The organism is Paractinoplanes hotanensis (genome assembly GCF_023717965.1).
GTDB classification, from domain to species: Bacteria; Actinomycetota; Actinomycetes; order Mycobacteriales; family Micromonosporaceae; genus Actinoplanes; species Actinoplanes polyasparticus.
Window position 1 is genome coordinate 1 of sequence record NZ_JAMQOL010000029.1, and the last position, 15,073, is coordinate 15,073.

General features: G+C 71.4%; 16 protein-coding genes. 8 read left to right on the forward strand and 8 right to left on the reverse strand.

Annotated features, from left to right (window positions below; genetic code table 11):
* The coding region (locus LXN57_RS21025; RefSeq protein ID WP_251799873.1) for a TetR-like C-terminal domain-containing protein at positions 1–471 on the forward strand (471 nt) is incomplete at its 5' end.
* Between the two features lie 213 nt (positions 472–684).
* Here the strand turns inward: LXN57_RS21025 and LXN57_RS21030 are convergent.
* The 3 genes from LXN57_RS21030 to LXN57_RS21040 all read right to left on the reverse strand — a co-directional run bounded on the left by LXN57_RS21030 (position 685) and on the right by LXN57_RS21040 (position 2,220).
* A complete protein-coding gene (locus tag LXN57_RS21030; protein ID WP_251799874.1) occupies positions 685–864 on the reverse strand; it encodes a hypothetical protein in 180 nt (59 codons plus the stop codon).
* A gap of 156 nt (positions 865–1,020) precedes the next feature.
* Positions 1,021–1,467, reverse strand: a complete 447-nt coding sequence (locus LXN57_RS21035) for a recombinase family protein (protein ID WP_251799875.1) — start codon at positions 1,465–1,467, stop codon at positions 1,021–1,023.
* 60 nt (positions 1,468–1,527) lie between these two features.
* The gene (locus tag LXN57_RS21040; protein WP_251799876.1) at positions 1,528–2,220 is read right to left on the reverse strand and encodes a TetR/AcrR family transcriptional regulator; all 693 of its coding nucleotides are present in this window, start codon (positions 2,218–2,220) and stop codon (positions 1,528–1,530) included.
* Positions 2,221–2,427: 207 nt separating this feature from the next.
* Between LXN57_RS21040 and LXN57_RS21045 the strand changes: the two genes are divergently transcribed.
* Together LXN57_RS21045 and LXN57_RS21050 are read left to right on the forward strand one after the other, a co-directional pair.
* Positions 2,428–3,111, forward strand: a complete 684-nt coding sequence (locus LXN57_RS21045; protein WP_251799877.1) for an SDR family NAD(P)-dependent oxidoreductase — start codon at positions 2,428–2,430, stop codon at positions 3,109–3,111.
* A 63-nt stretch (positions 3,112–3,174) separates the two neighbouring features.
* Positions 3,175–3,378 carry a hypothetical protein gene (locus tag LXN57_RS21050; RefSeq protein ID WP_251799878.1) on the forward strand — a complete coding sequence of 68 codons (204 nt, stop codon included), beginning with the start codon at positions 3,175–3,177 and terminating at the stop codon, positions 3,376–3,378.
* Positions 3,379–3,664: 286 nt separating this feature from the next.
* Here LXN57_RS21050 and LXN57_RS21055 read toward each other — a convergent pair whose 3' ends face one another.
* From LXN57_RS21055 to LXN57_RS21065, 3 genes are read right to left on the reverse strand one after another with little or no spacing between them, the layout of a single operon-like run.
* Positions 3,665–5,056 carry an aminotransferase class V-fold PLP-dependent enzyme gene (locus tag LXN57_RS21055; RefSeq protein WP_251799879.1) on the reverse strand — a complete coding sequence of 464 codons (1,392 nt, stop codon included), beginning with the start codon at positions 5,054–5,056 and terminating at the stop codon, positions 3,665–3,667.
* On the reverse strand, positions 5,049–6,638 hold the full coding sequence (locus tag LXN57_RS21060) for an ATP-binding cassette domain-containing protein (RefSeq protein WP_251799880.1): 1,590 nt from the start codon (positions 6,636–6,638) through the stop codon (positions 5,049–5,051). Before LXN57_RS21060 ends, LXN57_RS21055 begins: the two co-directional genes overlap by 8 nt.
* A gap of 40 nt (positions 6,639–6,678) precedes the next feature.
* Positions 6,679–7,191, reverse strand: a complete 513-nt coding sequence (locus LXN57_RS21065) for a hypothetical protein (protein WP_251799881.1) — start codon at positions 7,189–7,191, stop codon at positions 6,679–6,681.
* A gap of 43 nt (positions 7,192–7,234) precedes the next feature.
* Here LXN57_RS21065 and LXN57_RS21070 point away from each other — a divergent pair, with 43 nt between their 5' ends.
* Positions 7,235–8,371: a winged helix-turn-helix domain-containing protein gene (locus LXN57_RS21070; protein WP_251799882.1), complete on the forward strand. Its 1,137-nt coding sequence runs from the start codon at positions 7,235–7,237 to the stop codon at positions 8,369–8,371.
* Between the two features lie 14 nt (positions 8,372–8,385).
* Here the strand turns inward: LXN57_RS21070 and LXN57_RS21075 are convergent, their stop codons facing one another.
* On the reverse strand, positions 8,386–8,943 hold the full coding sequence (locus LXN57_RS21075) for a TetR/AcrR family transcriptional regulator (RefSeq protein WP_251799883.1): 558 nt from the start codon (positions 8,941–8,943) through the stop codon (positions 8,386–8,388).
* A gap of 289 nt (positions 8,944–9,232) precedes the next feature.
* Between LXN57_RS21075 and LXN57_RS21080 the strand changes: the two genes are divergently transcribed.
* From LXN57_RS21080 to LXN57_RS21095, 4 genes are read left to right on the forward strand one after another with little or no spacing between them, the layout of a single operon-like run.
* Positions 9,233–10,024, forward strand: coding sequence for an alpha/beta hydrolase family protein (locus LXN57_RS21080; RefSeq protein WP_251799884.1), 792 nt, complete (start codon positions 9,233–9,235; stop codon positions 10,022–10,024).
* On the forward strand, positions 10,021–10,878 hold the full coding sequence (locus tag LXN57_RS21085; RefSeq protein WP_251799885.1) for an LLM class flavin-dependent oxidoreductase: 858 nt from the start codon (positions 10,021–10,023) through the stop codon (positions 10,876–10,878). The genes LXN57_RS21080 and LXN57_RS21085 overlap by 4 nt, the downstream gene beginning before the upstream one ends.
* 32 nt (positions 10,879–10,910) lie before the next feature.
* Positions 10,911–12,482 (forward strand): PP2C family protein-serine/threonine phosphatase, encoded by a 1,572-nt coding sequence (locus LXN57_RS21090; protein WP_251799886.1) that lies wholly within the window; start codon positions 10,911–10,913, stop codon positions 12,480–12,482.
* A complete protein-coding gene (locus LXN57_RS21095) occupies positions 12,475–12,927 on the forward strand; it encodes a response regulator (protein ID WP_251799887.1) in 453 nt (150 codons plus the stop codon). Before LXN57_RS21090 ends, LXN57_RS21095 begins: the two co-directional genes overlap by 8 nt.
* Here the strand turns inward: LXN57_RS21095 and LXN57_RS21100 are convergent.
* The gene (locus LXN57_RS21100) at positions 12,852–15,008 is read right to left on the reverse strand and encodes an ATP-binding protein (RefSeq protein ID WP_251799888.1); all 2,157 of its coding nucleotides are present in this window, start codon (positions 15,006–15,008) and stop codon (positions 12,852–12,854) included. The genes LXN57_RS21095 and LXN57_RS21100 overlap by 76 nt on opposite strands.
* Positions 15,009–15,073 lie beyond the last annotated feature (65 nt).

Sequence of the window (15,073 nt, forward strand, 5' to 3'; positions counted from 1 at the left end):
AGGCACACCATCTACCGCCGCTGGGAAGGCAAGGACGAGCTGATCCTGGCCGCCATCGCCTGCACCGACTCGGCCGATCTGGGCCCGGACGGCCTGCCGGACACCGGCACACTACGCTCAGACTTCCTGGCCTTGCTGGACCCGAACTGGATGGGCGGCAACGAGCGGCGCCTGCGCATCCTGAGCAGTGTCTCGGCCATGATCACCCGCACCCCCAGGGCCGTGGACGCCGTGACCAAGGCCATCGTTGACCCGTCGACCGCCGCCTACCGGTTCCTGATCCAGCGGGCCGTCGATCGGGGCGAATACGCCCCGCCGCGCGACCTCGACGCTCTGGCACAGGTGATCCCGTCGATGGCAGCCTACCGAGCGTTCTTCATGCAGCAGGTCGTCGACGAGGAGTTCATGCTCTCGATCATCGACGGCGTCGTGCTGGCCGCACTTCGCGAACCATCCGCTGCCAACCACTGAGGAGCCATGCTGATCCACAGCAACATCTGGCCTCGACATGGCTGCTTTACGCCGCACCGGCCGTGAGGTCGACGACGGACTGGGCCAGCTCGACTCCGACCGCCGGGCCGGTTTTCCTCGCCGACCGGCGCGCCGCGGCAGCGGGACGCCGCGCGCCGGCCTTGGGCGACATCTGCCTAGATCAACTGCTTTCCGTTGTTTTTGGTCTGGAAACTACGGGCGGCCCTTCACCGCGCCGTCGTCGATCGTCTGCCACGGGCTGTACGCCACCGACGAGGTGATGCCCCACGGCGTGAGAACCCTGTCGTGGGCGGCCATCGCCCGTCGTAAGGCGGCCTGGTCCGCCGTGTCGGTGTAGCCGGCAGCGAGCGTCTTGCCCCGGTTGGCCGCCACCCGCCCGCGCGGCACCCAGTCCGGCGGCCCGCGAGCGGTAGTCCAGCGGCAAGCATGAGCAGCCCTCGACGATCGATCGCTTCGCCTGAACGCCTTCTCTCAGGATTTTCTTGCCTTCACCGGTCACGACGGCGGCTCTCAGGAAAGCCTGGCGGATTACTGGATTCCAAATAACAGCAATCCGGTAATCCAAAAACACCCCAAAGCGGGGGACACCATAATCACTGCTATGTTGTAACCGGGGGTCGCCCGGCTTCGGCACGCTCGAGCCTGCTCGACGGCATCCGGACATGCCTGGGATTTCCCGTACACGGCGAGCGCGCGGTAGATGCTGGCGACGCTGGGGTTGCGGCCGGTGCGTTTGCCGGCGGGGATGAACAGGTCGGTCTCTCCGGCGGCGCGCCGGCGCAGCACGGTGTAGAGCATGCCGGCGGTGATGACGGCGGGCCGGACGCCGTTCTTGCCTTTGCGGGCCGCTGCGTCGAGGCCTTCGAGGGTGGCCTCGCGGATGTTCTCCCGCTCGGTCTCGCCCATGGCGGCAAAGAATGCGAACAGCATGCGCGCGGAGCGGCCGGGTCGTAGAGGCCAGATGCCGGCGAGCATTTCCAGGAGGCCGTGCGCGCTGAGGTGGTCGGCCGGCGACCGGCTCGGCGATCCGGGTTGTCAGTGGGTGCTGTCGTCCGTGCCGCCGAGGCGGAGCATGGCGCGGTAGAGCTGCTCGGGGGTGAGGGGCGGCTCGGGGAGTGGGTGGGCGCGTTCGGCGCGGAAGCCGTCGAGCATCAGGTACAGGTGGCGGCGCCAGGCGTGCGGGGCGATTCCGTCGGTCGCCTCGATGATCCGGCTGTGGGACCAGATGACGAAGGCGAGGTCCTCGGGTGCCAGGTCGGGTCGGAGGTGGCCCTGTTCTTGCGCCCGTTCGACGATGCGCACGCCGAGGTCATGGATGCGGGCCTGCTGGCCGGCCAGGCAGGCGTTCTCCGGTAGCCGGATCGAGGCGAAGTCGTTGAAGCCCCGGTCGCGGGCCTGCAGTTCGCACATGGTTTCCAGGAACAGGCACAGTCCTTCCCACGCGTCGTCCATGCTCAGGGCCTGCTCGGCGGCGGCGACCCAGATCGCGAGCTTGCCGGCGAAGACCTCCTGCACCAGGTCCAGCCGAACGGGGAAGTGGTTGTAGAGCGTGCCGATGGCCACCCCTGCACGCTTGGCGACCTGCTCCAGCGATGCCTGCATCCCGTGCTCGGCGAACACGGCCCGGGCGGCGGCCAGCAGCGCGTCGCGATTGCGCTGGGCGTCGCGGCGCAGCGGCCGAGCGGGAGCGGAGGCCGCGGTCGAGGCTGGTGCGCGTTCGGGGGACATATCCCACAGCCTAGCAACTTGAGGATTGCCTCAATTACGGTGCTACGCTTGCCAACAACATGAGGGTCGCCTCATATTGTGCGGCAGTGCTGCTCTGCCAGCTGTGCGCGGCACCCTGCATGCACTCGTACGCCTCACCAACTCCCAGCGGCGCTCGGTCCGGACCGGCCCGCTGCTCACCACGCTGTTGTCATCGAAGGAGAAGCCATGCCCACCATCGCCATCATGGGTGCCGGTCCCGGAATGGGGCTCGCCATCGCCCAGACCTTCGGCAGCCAAGGCCACCAAGTCGCACTGCTGTCGCGGACCCCGGCCAAACTCGAGGCGGTCATCGCCGAACTGACCGGCCAGGGCATCGAAGCGGGGGCCTTCGCCGCCGACGTGACCGACCGGCCCTCGATCGTCGCCGGCCTCGCCGCGGTCAAACAGCGATTCGGGCCGATCGACGTCTTCGAATACTCGCCGTCCAACCCGGCGCTGCCGATGGCCTCCTCCACCGAGCTGACCCACGACAACGTGCAGATCCAGCTCGACTTCTACGTGCACGGCGCCGTGGCGGCGGTCAACCAGGTGCTCCCGGAGATGCTCGCCCGAGGCTCAGGCACGATCCTGTTCACCACCGGCGCCTCATCAGTACGCCCGGAGATGGGCCATGACATGTTCGGCAACGTCGCCCCTGCCGCAGCGTGGCTGCGCAACTGGGCCTACGGACTGCACGCCGCCGCCGCTCCCCGAGGAGTGCAGGTCGGCCACGTCGCCATCGGTGCGTGGATCGCCCGCCAGCCGGGCGCCACCGCGCCCGAAGAGATCGCGCCGCTGTACTGGGACCTGCACACCCACCACGACCAGGTCGAAAAGGTCTTCTTCCCCAGCGAGCAACCCACCTCCTGAGTACATGCCGTTGAGCCGCGTACGCCCTTCGGCTGGGCGACGAAACTGCCCCAGGAAGAAGTAGTGCAGCCCCTGCACGATCAAGGCGCGATCCGTGGCTGCGATAACGACGGCCTGTGGATTGCCGCGCTGACCGAACGGGCCGGCACTCTGCTCACCATTGCCGGCCTGATCAGCCCTCAGCCAGTCGGCCGGCGGCAGTTGCTGCTGTGCCTGAGCCGCATTCACCGGCGCCCGCCGACCTACCCTGGCGGCGGGCACCGGTGAATGCGGAGCCTGATCACCCGCGCCCGGATACCTGTCGGGAAGTCGGTGCGGGGTCCGGTCCGGTACAGGCTCAGCCGGTCCGAGGTGTGCACCACGATCGTCTTGCCAGCGCGGGCGTCGCCGAGCAGCGCGGCGCGTGGTCTGGCCGAGTTGCCGGCGGGCGCGCGGTCGCAGGCCCTGGACCGTTGGCGGGTGCTGCGCCCGCATGTTGAGGCCGGAGGAGTGCTGACAATCCATGACAACTTCAGTGATATCTGGATCTCATTCGACATCGGCGGCTTTCAGGTCAGCACCGCAGCCGAGGGGCGAGCCCGTCCGCCGACGCGGTCCGGTCGAGGTAGGTTTCTGCCACGAAGTCCAGCAGCCGTGTGACGTCGCCGGTCGTTGATGCGACTCCGAACGACACGCGGATCGCGCCCCCGGTCGGCACCCCTATGGCTTTCAGGTAGTCGTCCAGCGTGCGTACGCCCCAGCCGCGTATTCCGCGCAGCATCCGCCGGCCGATCGCGAACGCGCCTTCCCCGGCGCCGGGGTTGCAGAAGCAACCGGTTCGCAGGGACAGTCCCTCGGCCCGGGCTTCGGCAGCGACCAGGCGCTCGTCCACCACCACGCCGTACGGGTCGAGCAGGTTGAACGCGACGGTCCCGCCCCGCCCGGCGGTGCCGGGCGGCCCGTACAGGCGCACGAGTGACCGTCCGTTGCGGTGTGCCAGCGACGACAGCCCGGCCAGCACGTCGCCGGTCAGAGCCGCCACCTGCGAGCGCACCGCTTCGCGGCCGACCTGGTTGAGCCATTGCAGGCCGTACGAGACGTCCGGGATGTCGAGGAAGTTGAGGGTGCCGTCCTCGAAGGCAGTCTCGTCGGGGGCCATCTGGTGCCATTCCGATCCCACGCTGACCGCGGCGATCGTGCCGCCGGCGAACCAGGGACGCCGCAGTCTCGCCAGGGCGTCGCGCCGGGCCACCAGGCAGCCGACGCCGGTGGGGAATCCCATCACCTTGTACCAGCTGATCGGCACGAAGTCGGGTTTCACGGTGCTGAGGTCGAGCGGGTTGGTCGGCAGGAACGCGGCCACGTCGAGCAGCACGTCGTAGCCGGCGTCGTGGGCCAGCCCGATCCACTCGAGGGGATGCTGCACCCCGGTGAAGTTGCTCTGCGCCGGGAACGCGAACAGCCCTCGCCGCCGCCGGAGCGCTGTGCGCACGTCGTCGCCGGCGATCCGCAGTGACGGCGGTGTCAGCGGCACATAACGGCGGCGGGCCCCGGCGCGGCGGGCGAACTCGCGGATCCCGTTCACCGAGTTGTGGTTGTCGAAGGTCATCACCAGGTCGCGGCCGCGCCCGAACGGGTACGCCTCGCCCACCAGCCGGCACGCCCCCGAAGCGTTGGCGGTGAAGACGACCGCGTATTCGGCCGGGTCCGCGTTGAGGAACCGCAGCACGTCGCGGCGGGCCTGCTCGACCAGGGCGGTGGACGCGGCCGACGCGGGATTCTCCGAGTGCGGATTGCCGTACGCGCGGGCGGCCAGCCGCTCGTGGTGATGCCGCAGCTGCGACTGCGAATACACTCCGGCGCCGGTGTAGTCGAGGTAGACCTCACCGCCGGAGTCGAGGTGGGCGTACTCGCTCGCGCGCAGCTCGTCGAAGCCCGCACGCAGCTGGTCGGACTGCTCAGACACGGCGGCGCAGCACTCCCCAGGTCGCGGCGGTGAACACCAGGGTCATGCCGGCCAGGATGGTCCAGTCGATCCACAGCGCCCGGCTGAACGTGTCGCCGTAGGTGGCGAGCAGCGGCGGACCCAGCGGGGACGCGCCGGATGCCCACAGCTCTTCGACGCCGGCGGAGTGCCCGAGCGCCTCGAACGACCACCGGTTCGACATCGCATAGCTGATCCACCGGCCGACCGGCGCCATGACCGGCACCGGCAGGATCGCGCCGACGAACAGCACCTGCGGGAAACACAGCATGGGCAGCAGCAGTCCGACCTGCGCCACGTCCGCCACGAGGGCCGAGCACAGCAGTCCGAGGGTGAGCGCGCACGCCGACGCCAGCAGGGTCGTGAGGTAGAGGCCCGCGCCGAAGGCCGGGAGCCGGTCCAGCCAGCGCAGCACCCCGAGCAGCAGCAGGTCGACCACGGCGAGGATCGGCATGAGCAGCAGGATCTTCGCGGCCAGGTACGGTCCGCGGCGCAGGCCGGCGAACACTTCCCGGCGCAGGATCGCCAGTTCGGTGCAGATCTGCAGCAGGCCGTAGCTGAGCCCGAAGAAGAACACGCCGAACGCGATCCAGAACAGGATCATCACAGTGGTGGCGGGATCGGGCCGGGCCGGGTCGAACGCGCCGGCCTCGAACAGCATCAGGAACATCGCCAGGATCACCAGCGGCGACCCGGCCAGAATCGCCAGGGTGAGCGGGTCGGCCCGCAACATTGCGACGTTCCTGGAGGTCAGGAGCACCATCTGACCGAGTACGCCGGGAGCGTGCGTCGCCGCGTCGGATGCGCGGGTAGCGGTGACCGGCTCGGGTGGGCGGGTCCAGGCGGGAGCGTCCGCCAGCCGCCCGTAGATGCCGGCCACGTCGTCCGCGCCGAAATGGGCGGGAGCGTCGGCGGGCCGGCCCGCGAACACCAGCCGCCCACCGGGCGCGAGCACCACCACGCTGTCGCAGCGGTCCACGTCGGCCGGGTTGTGCGTGGTCAGCACCACCGGCACCCCGTCAGCGGCCAGCCGGCGCAGCACGGCGAGCAGTTCCGCGGCCGCCGCCGGATCCAGCCCCGACGTCGGCTCGTCCAGGAACAACGCACCCGGCCGGGCCAGCAGCTCCACCGCCACGCTGGCCCGTTTGCGCTCACCGCCGCTGAGATCACCCACGCGGGTGCCGGCCCGCCCGGACAGGCCCAGCACGGCGAGCACCTCGGCGACCCGCCGGTCCGCGTCGGCGGCGGGCAGGCGCAGCCGGGCTGCGTACTGAAGGGTCTTTCGCAGTGGCAGTTGCTGGTGGACGATGTCGTCCTGCGGCACATAGCCCACCGGGCCGCCGCCCCCGCCGAACCGCACCTGGCCCTCGGCCGGTGGCCGCACCCCGGACAACGCGTCGAGCAGTGTGGTCTTCCCGGCCCCGCTGGCCCCGATGATCGCCACCAGCTCGCCGGCCCGCACGCTCAGCGAGACGTCGTCGAGCGTCCGCCGGCCACCGCGGACGACCTGCCCCAGGCCGTCAGCCTCCAGGGAGAGTCCGCTCGCCGAGTCCACAAGAGGCATGCGGCCACGCTACTGGAGACATACAACAAAGTGAGTCCCGTCAGGACTGCAGATGGGTGGCCAGGTCCCGGGCGAAGGCGAGGACAGCGGCCGGGGTGGTCGCGGGGTCGGGTTCGGTCGTGATGCCGACCAGCAGGTTGCTGACCCGGAAGTAGAGGTTCGTGTCGCGGATGTAGGCCTCGTCGGCCAGGTTGGGCAGTTCGCTGAAGCCCAGGGCGGCGAACTCCTGCAGCTTGCTGCTCGCGGCGTCGGGCGCATCGCCGCGGGCGGGCGCGATCACCGCGTACGCGACGGTGATCTTCGGGGCGTCGTCGGCGCCGGGCAGCCACAGGCCGCAGTTGTTCTTGCCGTCGTCCTTCGGGACGTAGGCGGCGCCCAGCCGGGGCAGGCTCGGTTCCAGGGTGGCGCAGGCCCGGGGCTCGCTGCGGTAGCTGCCCTCGTCGTCGAAGACTCCGGCCAGGTAGGCGGTGAACCCGGCGGCCACCACGAAGACGACGGCCATGACGGCGATCAGGGCACGGCGCCGGCGGCGCGAGATCATGGGCTGTTCCACAGCGGGTCATCCTAGAGTCAGGCGGCGGCCTATCTTCTACTGCGTGGAACTGGAGATCACCGACGCGCGCCGGATCTGGCTGCGGGCGCAGCGCCTGGACGTGGACGAGCCGTTCGGGGCGGGGCCGGAAGCGGTGGCGGCGGCGGTGCGGCAGCTGGGGTATGTGCAGATCGACACGATCCATGTGATCGAGCGGGCCCACCACCACATTCTGTTCAGCCGCATCCCGGGGTACCGGCGTGCCGACCTGGCGCAGGCGCAGAGTGTCGACAAGAGCGTCTTCGAGGTGTGGACGCACGCCCTGTCGTACGCGCCGTCGGAGGATGTCCGGTTCTTCCTGCCTCGCATGCGGCAGCTGCGCACCGGGCCGTGGCTCAGCTGGCACGCGGCGGCCACCCCGCAGGACGTGCGGCGGGTGGTGGCGCGGGTGCGCGACGGCGGGCCGCTGACGATCCGCGACATCACCGACGACGTGCTGGTCGACAAGGACTGGCTGTGGGCCAGCCGGAAACCGTCCAAACTGGCGTTGGAGATCGCGGTCACGTGGGGGCTGCTCACCGTCAGCGAGCGGGCCGGCATGCTCAAGACGTACGAGCTGACGGACCGCCACTTCGGCTGGCTGAGGCGCCCGCGGCCGGCGACCGCACGCCAGGAGCTGGCCTACCGCCTCGACCGGGCGCTGCGCGCGCAAGGGGTGGTGAGCCTGCCGTCGGTGTGTTTCCACGCGCCGAAGCTGAAGCCGGCCGCGCGGGAGCTGATCGAATCCCGCGTACGCCGCAAGCAGTTGGTGCCGGTCACGGTGGCCGGCGTGGAGCATTGGGCCGCCCCGGAAACCCTCGACACCGTGCCGCCCGCGCCCGACCCGGCCACGGTGCACCTGTTGTCGCCGTTCGACCCGCTGATCATCCAGCGGGAGCGGCTCGAGCTGTTCTTCGGCTACCAGCACGTGTTCGAGGCGTACGTGCCGAAACCGAAGCGCCGGTACGGCTATTTCGCGCTGCCCGTGCTGGCCGGTGACCGCGTCGTCGCCGCGATCGACCTCAAGACCGACCGCGCCGCCCGCAGGCTGCTCGTGCAGCAGTGGACGTGGACGGGCGACGGCTCCGACGGCACGCACCGCGACGACATCGACCGGGCGTTGTCCCGCTTCGAACAGTTCCAGCTGGCCGCTGTCACATAGGGCGGGCCGGCTCGCTACGGCTGAACGCGCAGCCCGGCGATCAGCAGCTCGACCATCTTGCGGGCGTCGTAGCGCACGTCCGTCTCGGCGCCGATGCACAGATTGCCGACGCCGCGCATCAGCGTCAGCGGCTCGACGTCGCCGCGGATCTGCCCGGCCGTGGCCGCCGCGTCGAGCAGCTGCCCGCACACCGGCACCAGGCGGTCGAGGAAGTAGGCGTGCAGTGCCTCGAACCCGGCCTGGTCGGACTGCAGCGCCGCCGCCAGCCCGTGCTTGGTCACCAGGAAGTCGACGAACAGACCGATCCACCGGCCCAGAGCCACGTACGGCGTGGAGCTCGAGCCGAGCAACGCCGGCCCGGCCGCGGCGCACGCCTCCACCTGATGCCGGTAGACGGCGATGATCAAGTCGGCGCGGGTGGGGAAGTGGCGGTAGATGGTGCCCATGCCGACCCCGGCCTTGGCCGCGATGTCGCGCACCGGCGCCTCGACCCCCGCCGCCACGAACACGGCCGCCGCCGCGTCCAGCAGCGATTCCTCGTTACGCCGGGCGTCAGCCCGCTTGCCCGCCACGCACGCGCCTCCAGCCAAGATCAACCGTTCGGCCATCCCTAGCCCCCTCCCACCCGGGGCAGGGACCGAACCCTACGCGTTTCCGCCGCCGCAACGTGCCGGCTGTCCACAGGGCGTCACGCCGCCGAGCCGCAACGGCGCCGCTGTCCACAGTCAGAACATCGCTCCGTTTGTCAGCATGCCACACGTATCGAGGATCACGTCGACCGCCAACCAACTGCGCCTTGCGAATCGGAACACGGCTCCGTATGTTTGCGGAGCAACGTTCCGTTTGAAGCTGGGAGCAGCCGTGAAGACCATCGTTTCCGTCAAGCCCGTACGCCTCGGGGAGCTCCAGCTGCGCGTGTCCGCGCCGGCCGGCCCCGCCGATCTGCCGGTCGTCGTGTTCTCGCACGGCTACGGCTGGTCGATGGACGGCTACACGCCGCTCGCCGACCACTGGGCCGCCGCCGGTTTCCTGGTGGTGCAGCCCACCCACCTCGACTCGCGCACCCTGAACCTGGCCCCCGACGACCCGCGCACCCCGCACATCTGGCGCAGCCGCGCCGACGACCTGACCCGCGTGCTCGACCACCTCGACGAGATCGCCGAAGCGGTGCCGGGACGCCCCGACCACACCCGGATCGCCGTGGCCGGTCACTCCTGGGGCGCCCAGACCGCGAGCATGCTGCTCGGCGCGGGCGTCAACGGCCCCGGCAAGCCCGACCCGCGGATCAGCGCCGGCATCCTGCTGGCCGTCCCGGGCCGCGGCGGCGCCGACCTGAGCCCGTTCGCCGCCGAGCATTTCGCCTTCATGAACCCCGACTTCAGCACCATGACGACCCCGGCCCTGATCGTGGCGGGCGACAACGACCAGTCGCTGCTGACCACCCGCGGCCCGGACTGGTTCACCGACGCGTTCCACGACAGTCCCGGCCCCAAGACGCTGCTCACGCTGCCCGGCGCCGAGCACTCGCTGGGCGGCGTCGTCGGAGCCGGCGCTGCCGAGACGACCGACGAGAATCCCGAGCGGGTCGCCCTGATCCAGTGGGTCACCGTCGACTACCTGACCGGCGCGCCCACGCCGGGGGAGTCGAAGTGACGCCGACGTTCGGGATCATGACGGCGCCCATGAACGTCGGCTACGACGAGATCGTGCGGGTGTGGCGCGAGGCCGACACGGTCGAGGCGATCGACCACGCCTGGCTGTTCGACCACCTCATGCCCATCGGCGGCGACCCGGACGGGCCGGCGCTGGAGGGCTGGACCCTGCTGGCCGCCCTGGCCGCGCAGACCAGCCGGCTCGAGCTGGGCGTGCTGGTGAGCAGCAACCGGTTCCGGCCGCCGGCGGTGCTGGCCAAGATCGCCACCACGGTGGACGTGATCGCGGGCGGGCGGCTGCAGTTCGGCATCGGCGTCGGCTCGCGCCCGGACCACCCGCTCGGGCGCCGCGAGTACGACGCGCACGGCCTGCCCTTCGCCGCCACCGCGGACGCCGTCGCCGCCCTGGACGAGGCGTGCACGGTGATCCGGCGGCTGTGGACCGAGCCCGCGCCGTTCGACTTCGCCGGCGAGCAGGTGCGGCTGACCGGCGCGTTCGGCAACCCCAAGCCCGTACGCGTGCCGCCCGTGCTCATCGGCGGGCGGTCCGCGGCGACCCTGCGCGTGGCCGCCCGGCACGCCGACATCTGGAACATCCCGGGCGGCGATCACGACGACGTGGTGGCCCGCAGCGCCCTGCTCGACCGCTACTGCGAGCAGATCGGCCGCGACCCGGCCCGGATCACCCGCTCGGTGCACTTCGCCGTGGACCACGAGCACCCGCAGCGGACCCGGGACGCGATCGCCGCGGCGCTGGACGCCGGGTTCCGCCATTTCGTGCTCAGTCCGCAAGCTCCCTACCCCGCAGGAACGGCTCATTGGCTGGCTGACAGGATCATCCCCGGCGGGGGATAGTTGCTGAAAGGCAAGTGATCGGGGGCGCGGCGGTGACGGAGTGGGCAGCGGCGCTGCACCGCCTGTGGAGCGCGGCCGTCGTGATCAGCTCCCGCGAGCAGCTGGCCGATCTGGTGCTGCCCCCGCTGCGGGAGCTGCCTGGGGTGCGGGCGGTGTGGGGGCTGCGCCACGCTGTGCAGGGCGACACCGTCCTCGCGTACCGCTGGAAGGGTCTGCCCCTCACCGGTGACCTGCGGGACCTCGTCGAGCGGCTGGCGCCGGGCGAGGCCGGCCCGGCCCGGGTGATCGAGGCCGGTGACGAGTTGCGCGAGCAGGGGGTTGCCCGGGTCGTCGCGGCGCGGTTCGATCAGCCCGGCGAGGCGGGCGGCACGATCCTGGTCGCGCTGGACGACACGGGCGACGCCGCGGTGATCGGCCGGTGCCTCGAGCAGGTCATCGAGGTCACCCACGAGGCCGTACGCCGGTTGTCGGAGACCCGCGCCGACCAGGAGCAACAGGTCCGCGACGCGCTGCTGGCCGAGGCGTCGCTGCAGATGGACGCGGTGCTCGACACCGAGCAGACCATGTACCGGGTGCCGCGCATGGCCGTCCCGGCGATCGCCGAGGGCTGTCTGGTCTTCGTCCACGAGGACGGCAAGCCGGTGCTGCGCAGCGCCGTGCACGTCGACATGCGGCTGCTCGGCCGGCTGCTGCGCGACCCGGACGCGGTCCAGAGCCTGGCCGAACCAGGTGAGCACGCGCTGGAGCTGCGGGCCCGGGGCCGGGTGATCGGGACGCTGGTGTTCCTGTTCGACCGGCCGGCCGGTCGCATCCCGCCGCCGGCGTTCCTGCGCGACCTGGCCGCCCGGGCCGCCCTGGCGATCGACAACAGCACGCTGTACGAGCAGCGCCGTCAGGAGGTCGCACGGATGCAGCAGCACCTGTTGCCGACCCGGTTGCCGCGCGCCGAAGGACTCGAGCCGGCGGCCTCCTACACCGTGGGCGACCGGGTGCTGGAGGTCGGCGGCGACTTCTACGACGTGGTGGTGCGCGACGACGGCGTGGTCGCCGCGGTGATCGGCGACGTGTGCGGGCGCGGCGTGGACGCGGCCGCCCTGACCGGCATGGCCCGGCACACGCTGACCGCCCTGCTGCAGGAGGGGCTGTCGCCGGAGCGGGCGCTGACCCGGCTCAACGCACGGTTGCGGCTGGACGGCTCGTGGCGGTTCATCACCGCGGCCGTGGCGCTGCTGCGGCCGCACGACGACGGGTACGCCGTGGAATGGACCTCGGCCGGGCACCCGGCGCCCGTGATCATGCGCGGCGCCGGCGGGGCGAGCCGGGGCTCCGGGGGCGGCGTGCCGCTGGGAGTTCTCGACTCCCCGCAGTACGGCTCCTCGACGCTGCGGCTGGACCGCCACGACACGCTGGTGATGTTCACCGACGGGCTGACCGAGAGCCGCGACGGCGACGGCCGCATGTTCGAGGAGGACGGCCTGGCTAGGGCCCTCGACCGGCTGGGCGGCGTGCCGGTGCAGACCCTGGTCGACGAGTTGAGCACCAGCGCCGAGGCGTCCGACGACATCGCCCTGCTGGCGTTGAGGGTGAGGCAGAACCGTGACTGATCTCGTGCTGGTCGTCGAGGACTCCGACGAGGACATCGAGGCGATCGCCCGGGCGATCGGCCGGTCGCACCCCGAGGTGCGGCTGGAGTTCCTGCGCTCGGGCACCGGGGTGCTGCCCCGGCTCAACGACATCGGGCAGGCCCGGCCCGGGATGGTGCTGCTCGACCTGAACATGCCCGGTGAGGGCGGTCTCGACGTGATCCGGCGGGTCCGGGCGGACGCCGTGTTCGAGGCGCTGCGCGTGGTGGTGTTCACCTCCTCGGAGAACCAGGCCGAGGCGGAGGCCTGCTACGCGGCGGGCGCCGACAGCTACATCTACAAGCCGATCAACTTCGCGCTGTTCCAGAGCGTGCTCGCACAGACCCTGGACTACTGGCGGTCCCGTGGCGAGAACGTCACCCGCACCGTGGTGCCGCCGCCGGGGGACTCCTCGGCCCAGGCCTGACCGCCGTGCCGTTCGGCGATGCGGCGCACGATGGCCAGCCCGGCCCCGGAACCGTCGCGGGCCGCCTCGGGGTGCAGTCGCCGGAACAGTTGGAAAGCCTGTTCGCGCAGGTGCGACGGCATGCCGATGCCGTCGTCGCGGACGTAGAGCGCTTCAACGCCGACGCCGAACTCGCCGACGCCGACCTGGACGGCGCCGCCGCCCGGCCGGGCGTATTTCGCGGCGTTCACCAGCAGGTTGACCAGCACCTGGTCGAGCAGCAGCGGGTCGGCGTCGATCGTCGCCTCGACAAGGTCGACACGGACGCCGGCCTCGGCGAGCCGCGGGCCCGCCACGTCCAGCGCCCGCGCGAGGGCCTCGCTGACCGGGACGGAGGCACGGTTCAACGCCGCACGGCCCAGGCGCGCGTACGACAGCAGCGCGTTGAGCAGCCCGTCCATCCGGGTGGCCAGCCGCTGGATCGATTCCAGGCGGCGCGTGGTCACCTCGTCGAGCTGGCCCGCCGTGTCCTCGACGATGAACGTGGAGGTGTTGGCGATCCCGCGCAGCGGCTCCTTGAGGTCGTGGGCGGCGGCGTGCGCGAAGGCGTCCAGGTCGACGTTGGCCTCGGCCAGCTGCCGGGCGTGGGCGACGGCCACGCTCATGACGGCCCGGCCCAGCTCGACCGCCATGACCAGGTCGGTGGTCGTCCACGGCATGCTGCGCCCGCGCACCGAGGCCAGGAACACCGCGGTCGACCCGCGTGGGGTGAGCCGTTCGCCGTGCGGGCCCAGCACCACCGGCGTACGCGGGTCGGCCGCCCACCGGCGCGCCACGGTGCGCTCGCGGCGCAGCCACACGATGCAGTCGCCGCCGGAGCCGAACGGCAGCACCAGGGCGCCCGGGAACTCTCCGGGCAGCTGGTCGCTGTGCCACACCTCGCCCAGCGGTGGCACAGTCACCGAATCCGCCACGGCCTGCGTCCCGGGTGACGTGGACACCACGGCGCCGTCGCTGCGCACCAGCACCGCGTCGCAGTCGATCACCTGTTCCAGCCCGGCCGGGTCGCTCGACCACCGCATCGCCAGATCCCGGGAGTACCGCTCGAGCAGGCGGGCGATCACCGTACGGGACCTCTCGCGCGCCGCGGACTCGTCGCGCTCACGCAGGGCGGCCAGGTGCAGCGACAGCGCCACCCCGAAGAACTCGCAGGCGGCGCGGGTCTGCGGGCTGAGCACCTTGGGCTCGCGGCCGTGGCAGGCGATCAGCCCCCACAGCCGGCCGTCGTCGAGCAGCGACACCGACATCGACGAGGCGACCCCGATGTTGCGCAGATACTCCAGGTGGAACGGCGACACCGTTCGCAGCACCGACAGCGACAGGTCGAGCTGCTCGCCGCCGGGGTGCAGGCGGGCGGTGGCATCGTCGACGTCGGCGATGACCCGGATCCAGTTGCGCTCGTACAGGCGTCGGGCCTGCGGCGGGATGTCGGTGGCCGGGAACCACAGCCCCAGCCACGGTTCCCAGTCGGCGGCGACCTCTTCGGCGATCACCTCGCCCGGCCCGTCTGCCTCCTCGAAACGGTAGGCCACGACCCGGTCGTAGCCGGTCAGCTCGCGGATCTCGCGGACGGCGGCCCGGCACGCCTCGACGACGGTGCCGGCACGTTGCAGCCGGGTCAGGGCGTGGCGCACCGGCGCGTACAGGTTGCCGAACTCGGGGGTGTCCGGGGCCGGTTCGAACTCGAGCACCACGTGGGCGCCGGAGCGGTGCACGGTCACGTCGAACCGGCGCGGGCCCAGTTCCAGCGGCATCATCGCGGTCTGCCCGGCGTCGGTGTCGGCGAGCGACCACAGCAGGTCGCGCTGCTGCGGCCCGATCAGCTGCTCGATCGGCGTCCCGGTCAGGCCGCCGACGCCCAGCACGGCGGCGGCGTTCTCGCTGAGCACCGTCACCCGGTCGTTCTCGACGGCGAGCAGGGCCCCGTACGACTGGACCCCGCCGAGCCGGTGGATGGGTTCCCGCACGCAGGCGGTCAGGTCGAAGCTGGTGCCGGACTCCCGTTCGGCTGCGGCGACGCGTTCGGGCAGCCAGTCGGTCATGATCCGACCCTAGCCCGGCTTTCTGCGCAAACACGACGTGGGCGACGCCGATCGCGAGGACGGTG

What these genes read in the sequence shown, in the direction of transcription:
- LXN57_RS21045 (WP_251799877.1), top strand. Translation starts at nt 2,428, where the DNA reads ATGCCCACCATCGCCATCATGGGTGCCGGTCCCGGAATGGGGCTCGCC.
- LXN57_RS21040 (WP_251799876.1), bottom strand. Translation starts at nt 2,220, where the DNA reads ATGTCCCCCGAACGCGCACCAGCCTCGACCGCGGCCTCCGCTCCCGCT.
- LXN57_RS21035 (WP_251799875.1), bottom strand. Translation starts at nt 1,467, where the DNA reads ATGCTCGCCGGCATCTGGCCTCTACGACCCGGCCGCTCCGCGCGCATG.
- LXN57_RS21100 (WP_251799888.1), bottom strand. Translation starts at nt 15,008, where the DNA reads ATGACCGACTGGCTGCCCGAACGCGTCGCCGCAGCCGAACGGGAGTCC.
- LXN57_RS21060 (WP_251799880.1), bottom strand. Translation starts at nt 6,638, where the DNA reads ATGCCTCTTGTGGACTCGGCGAGCGGACTCTCCCTGGAGGCTGACGGC.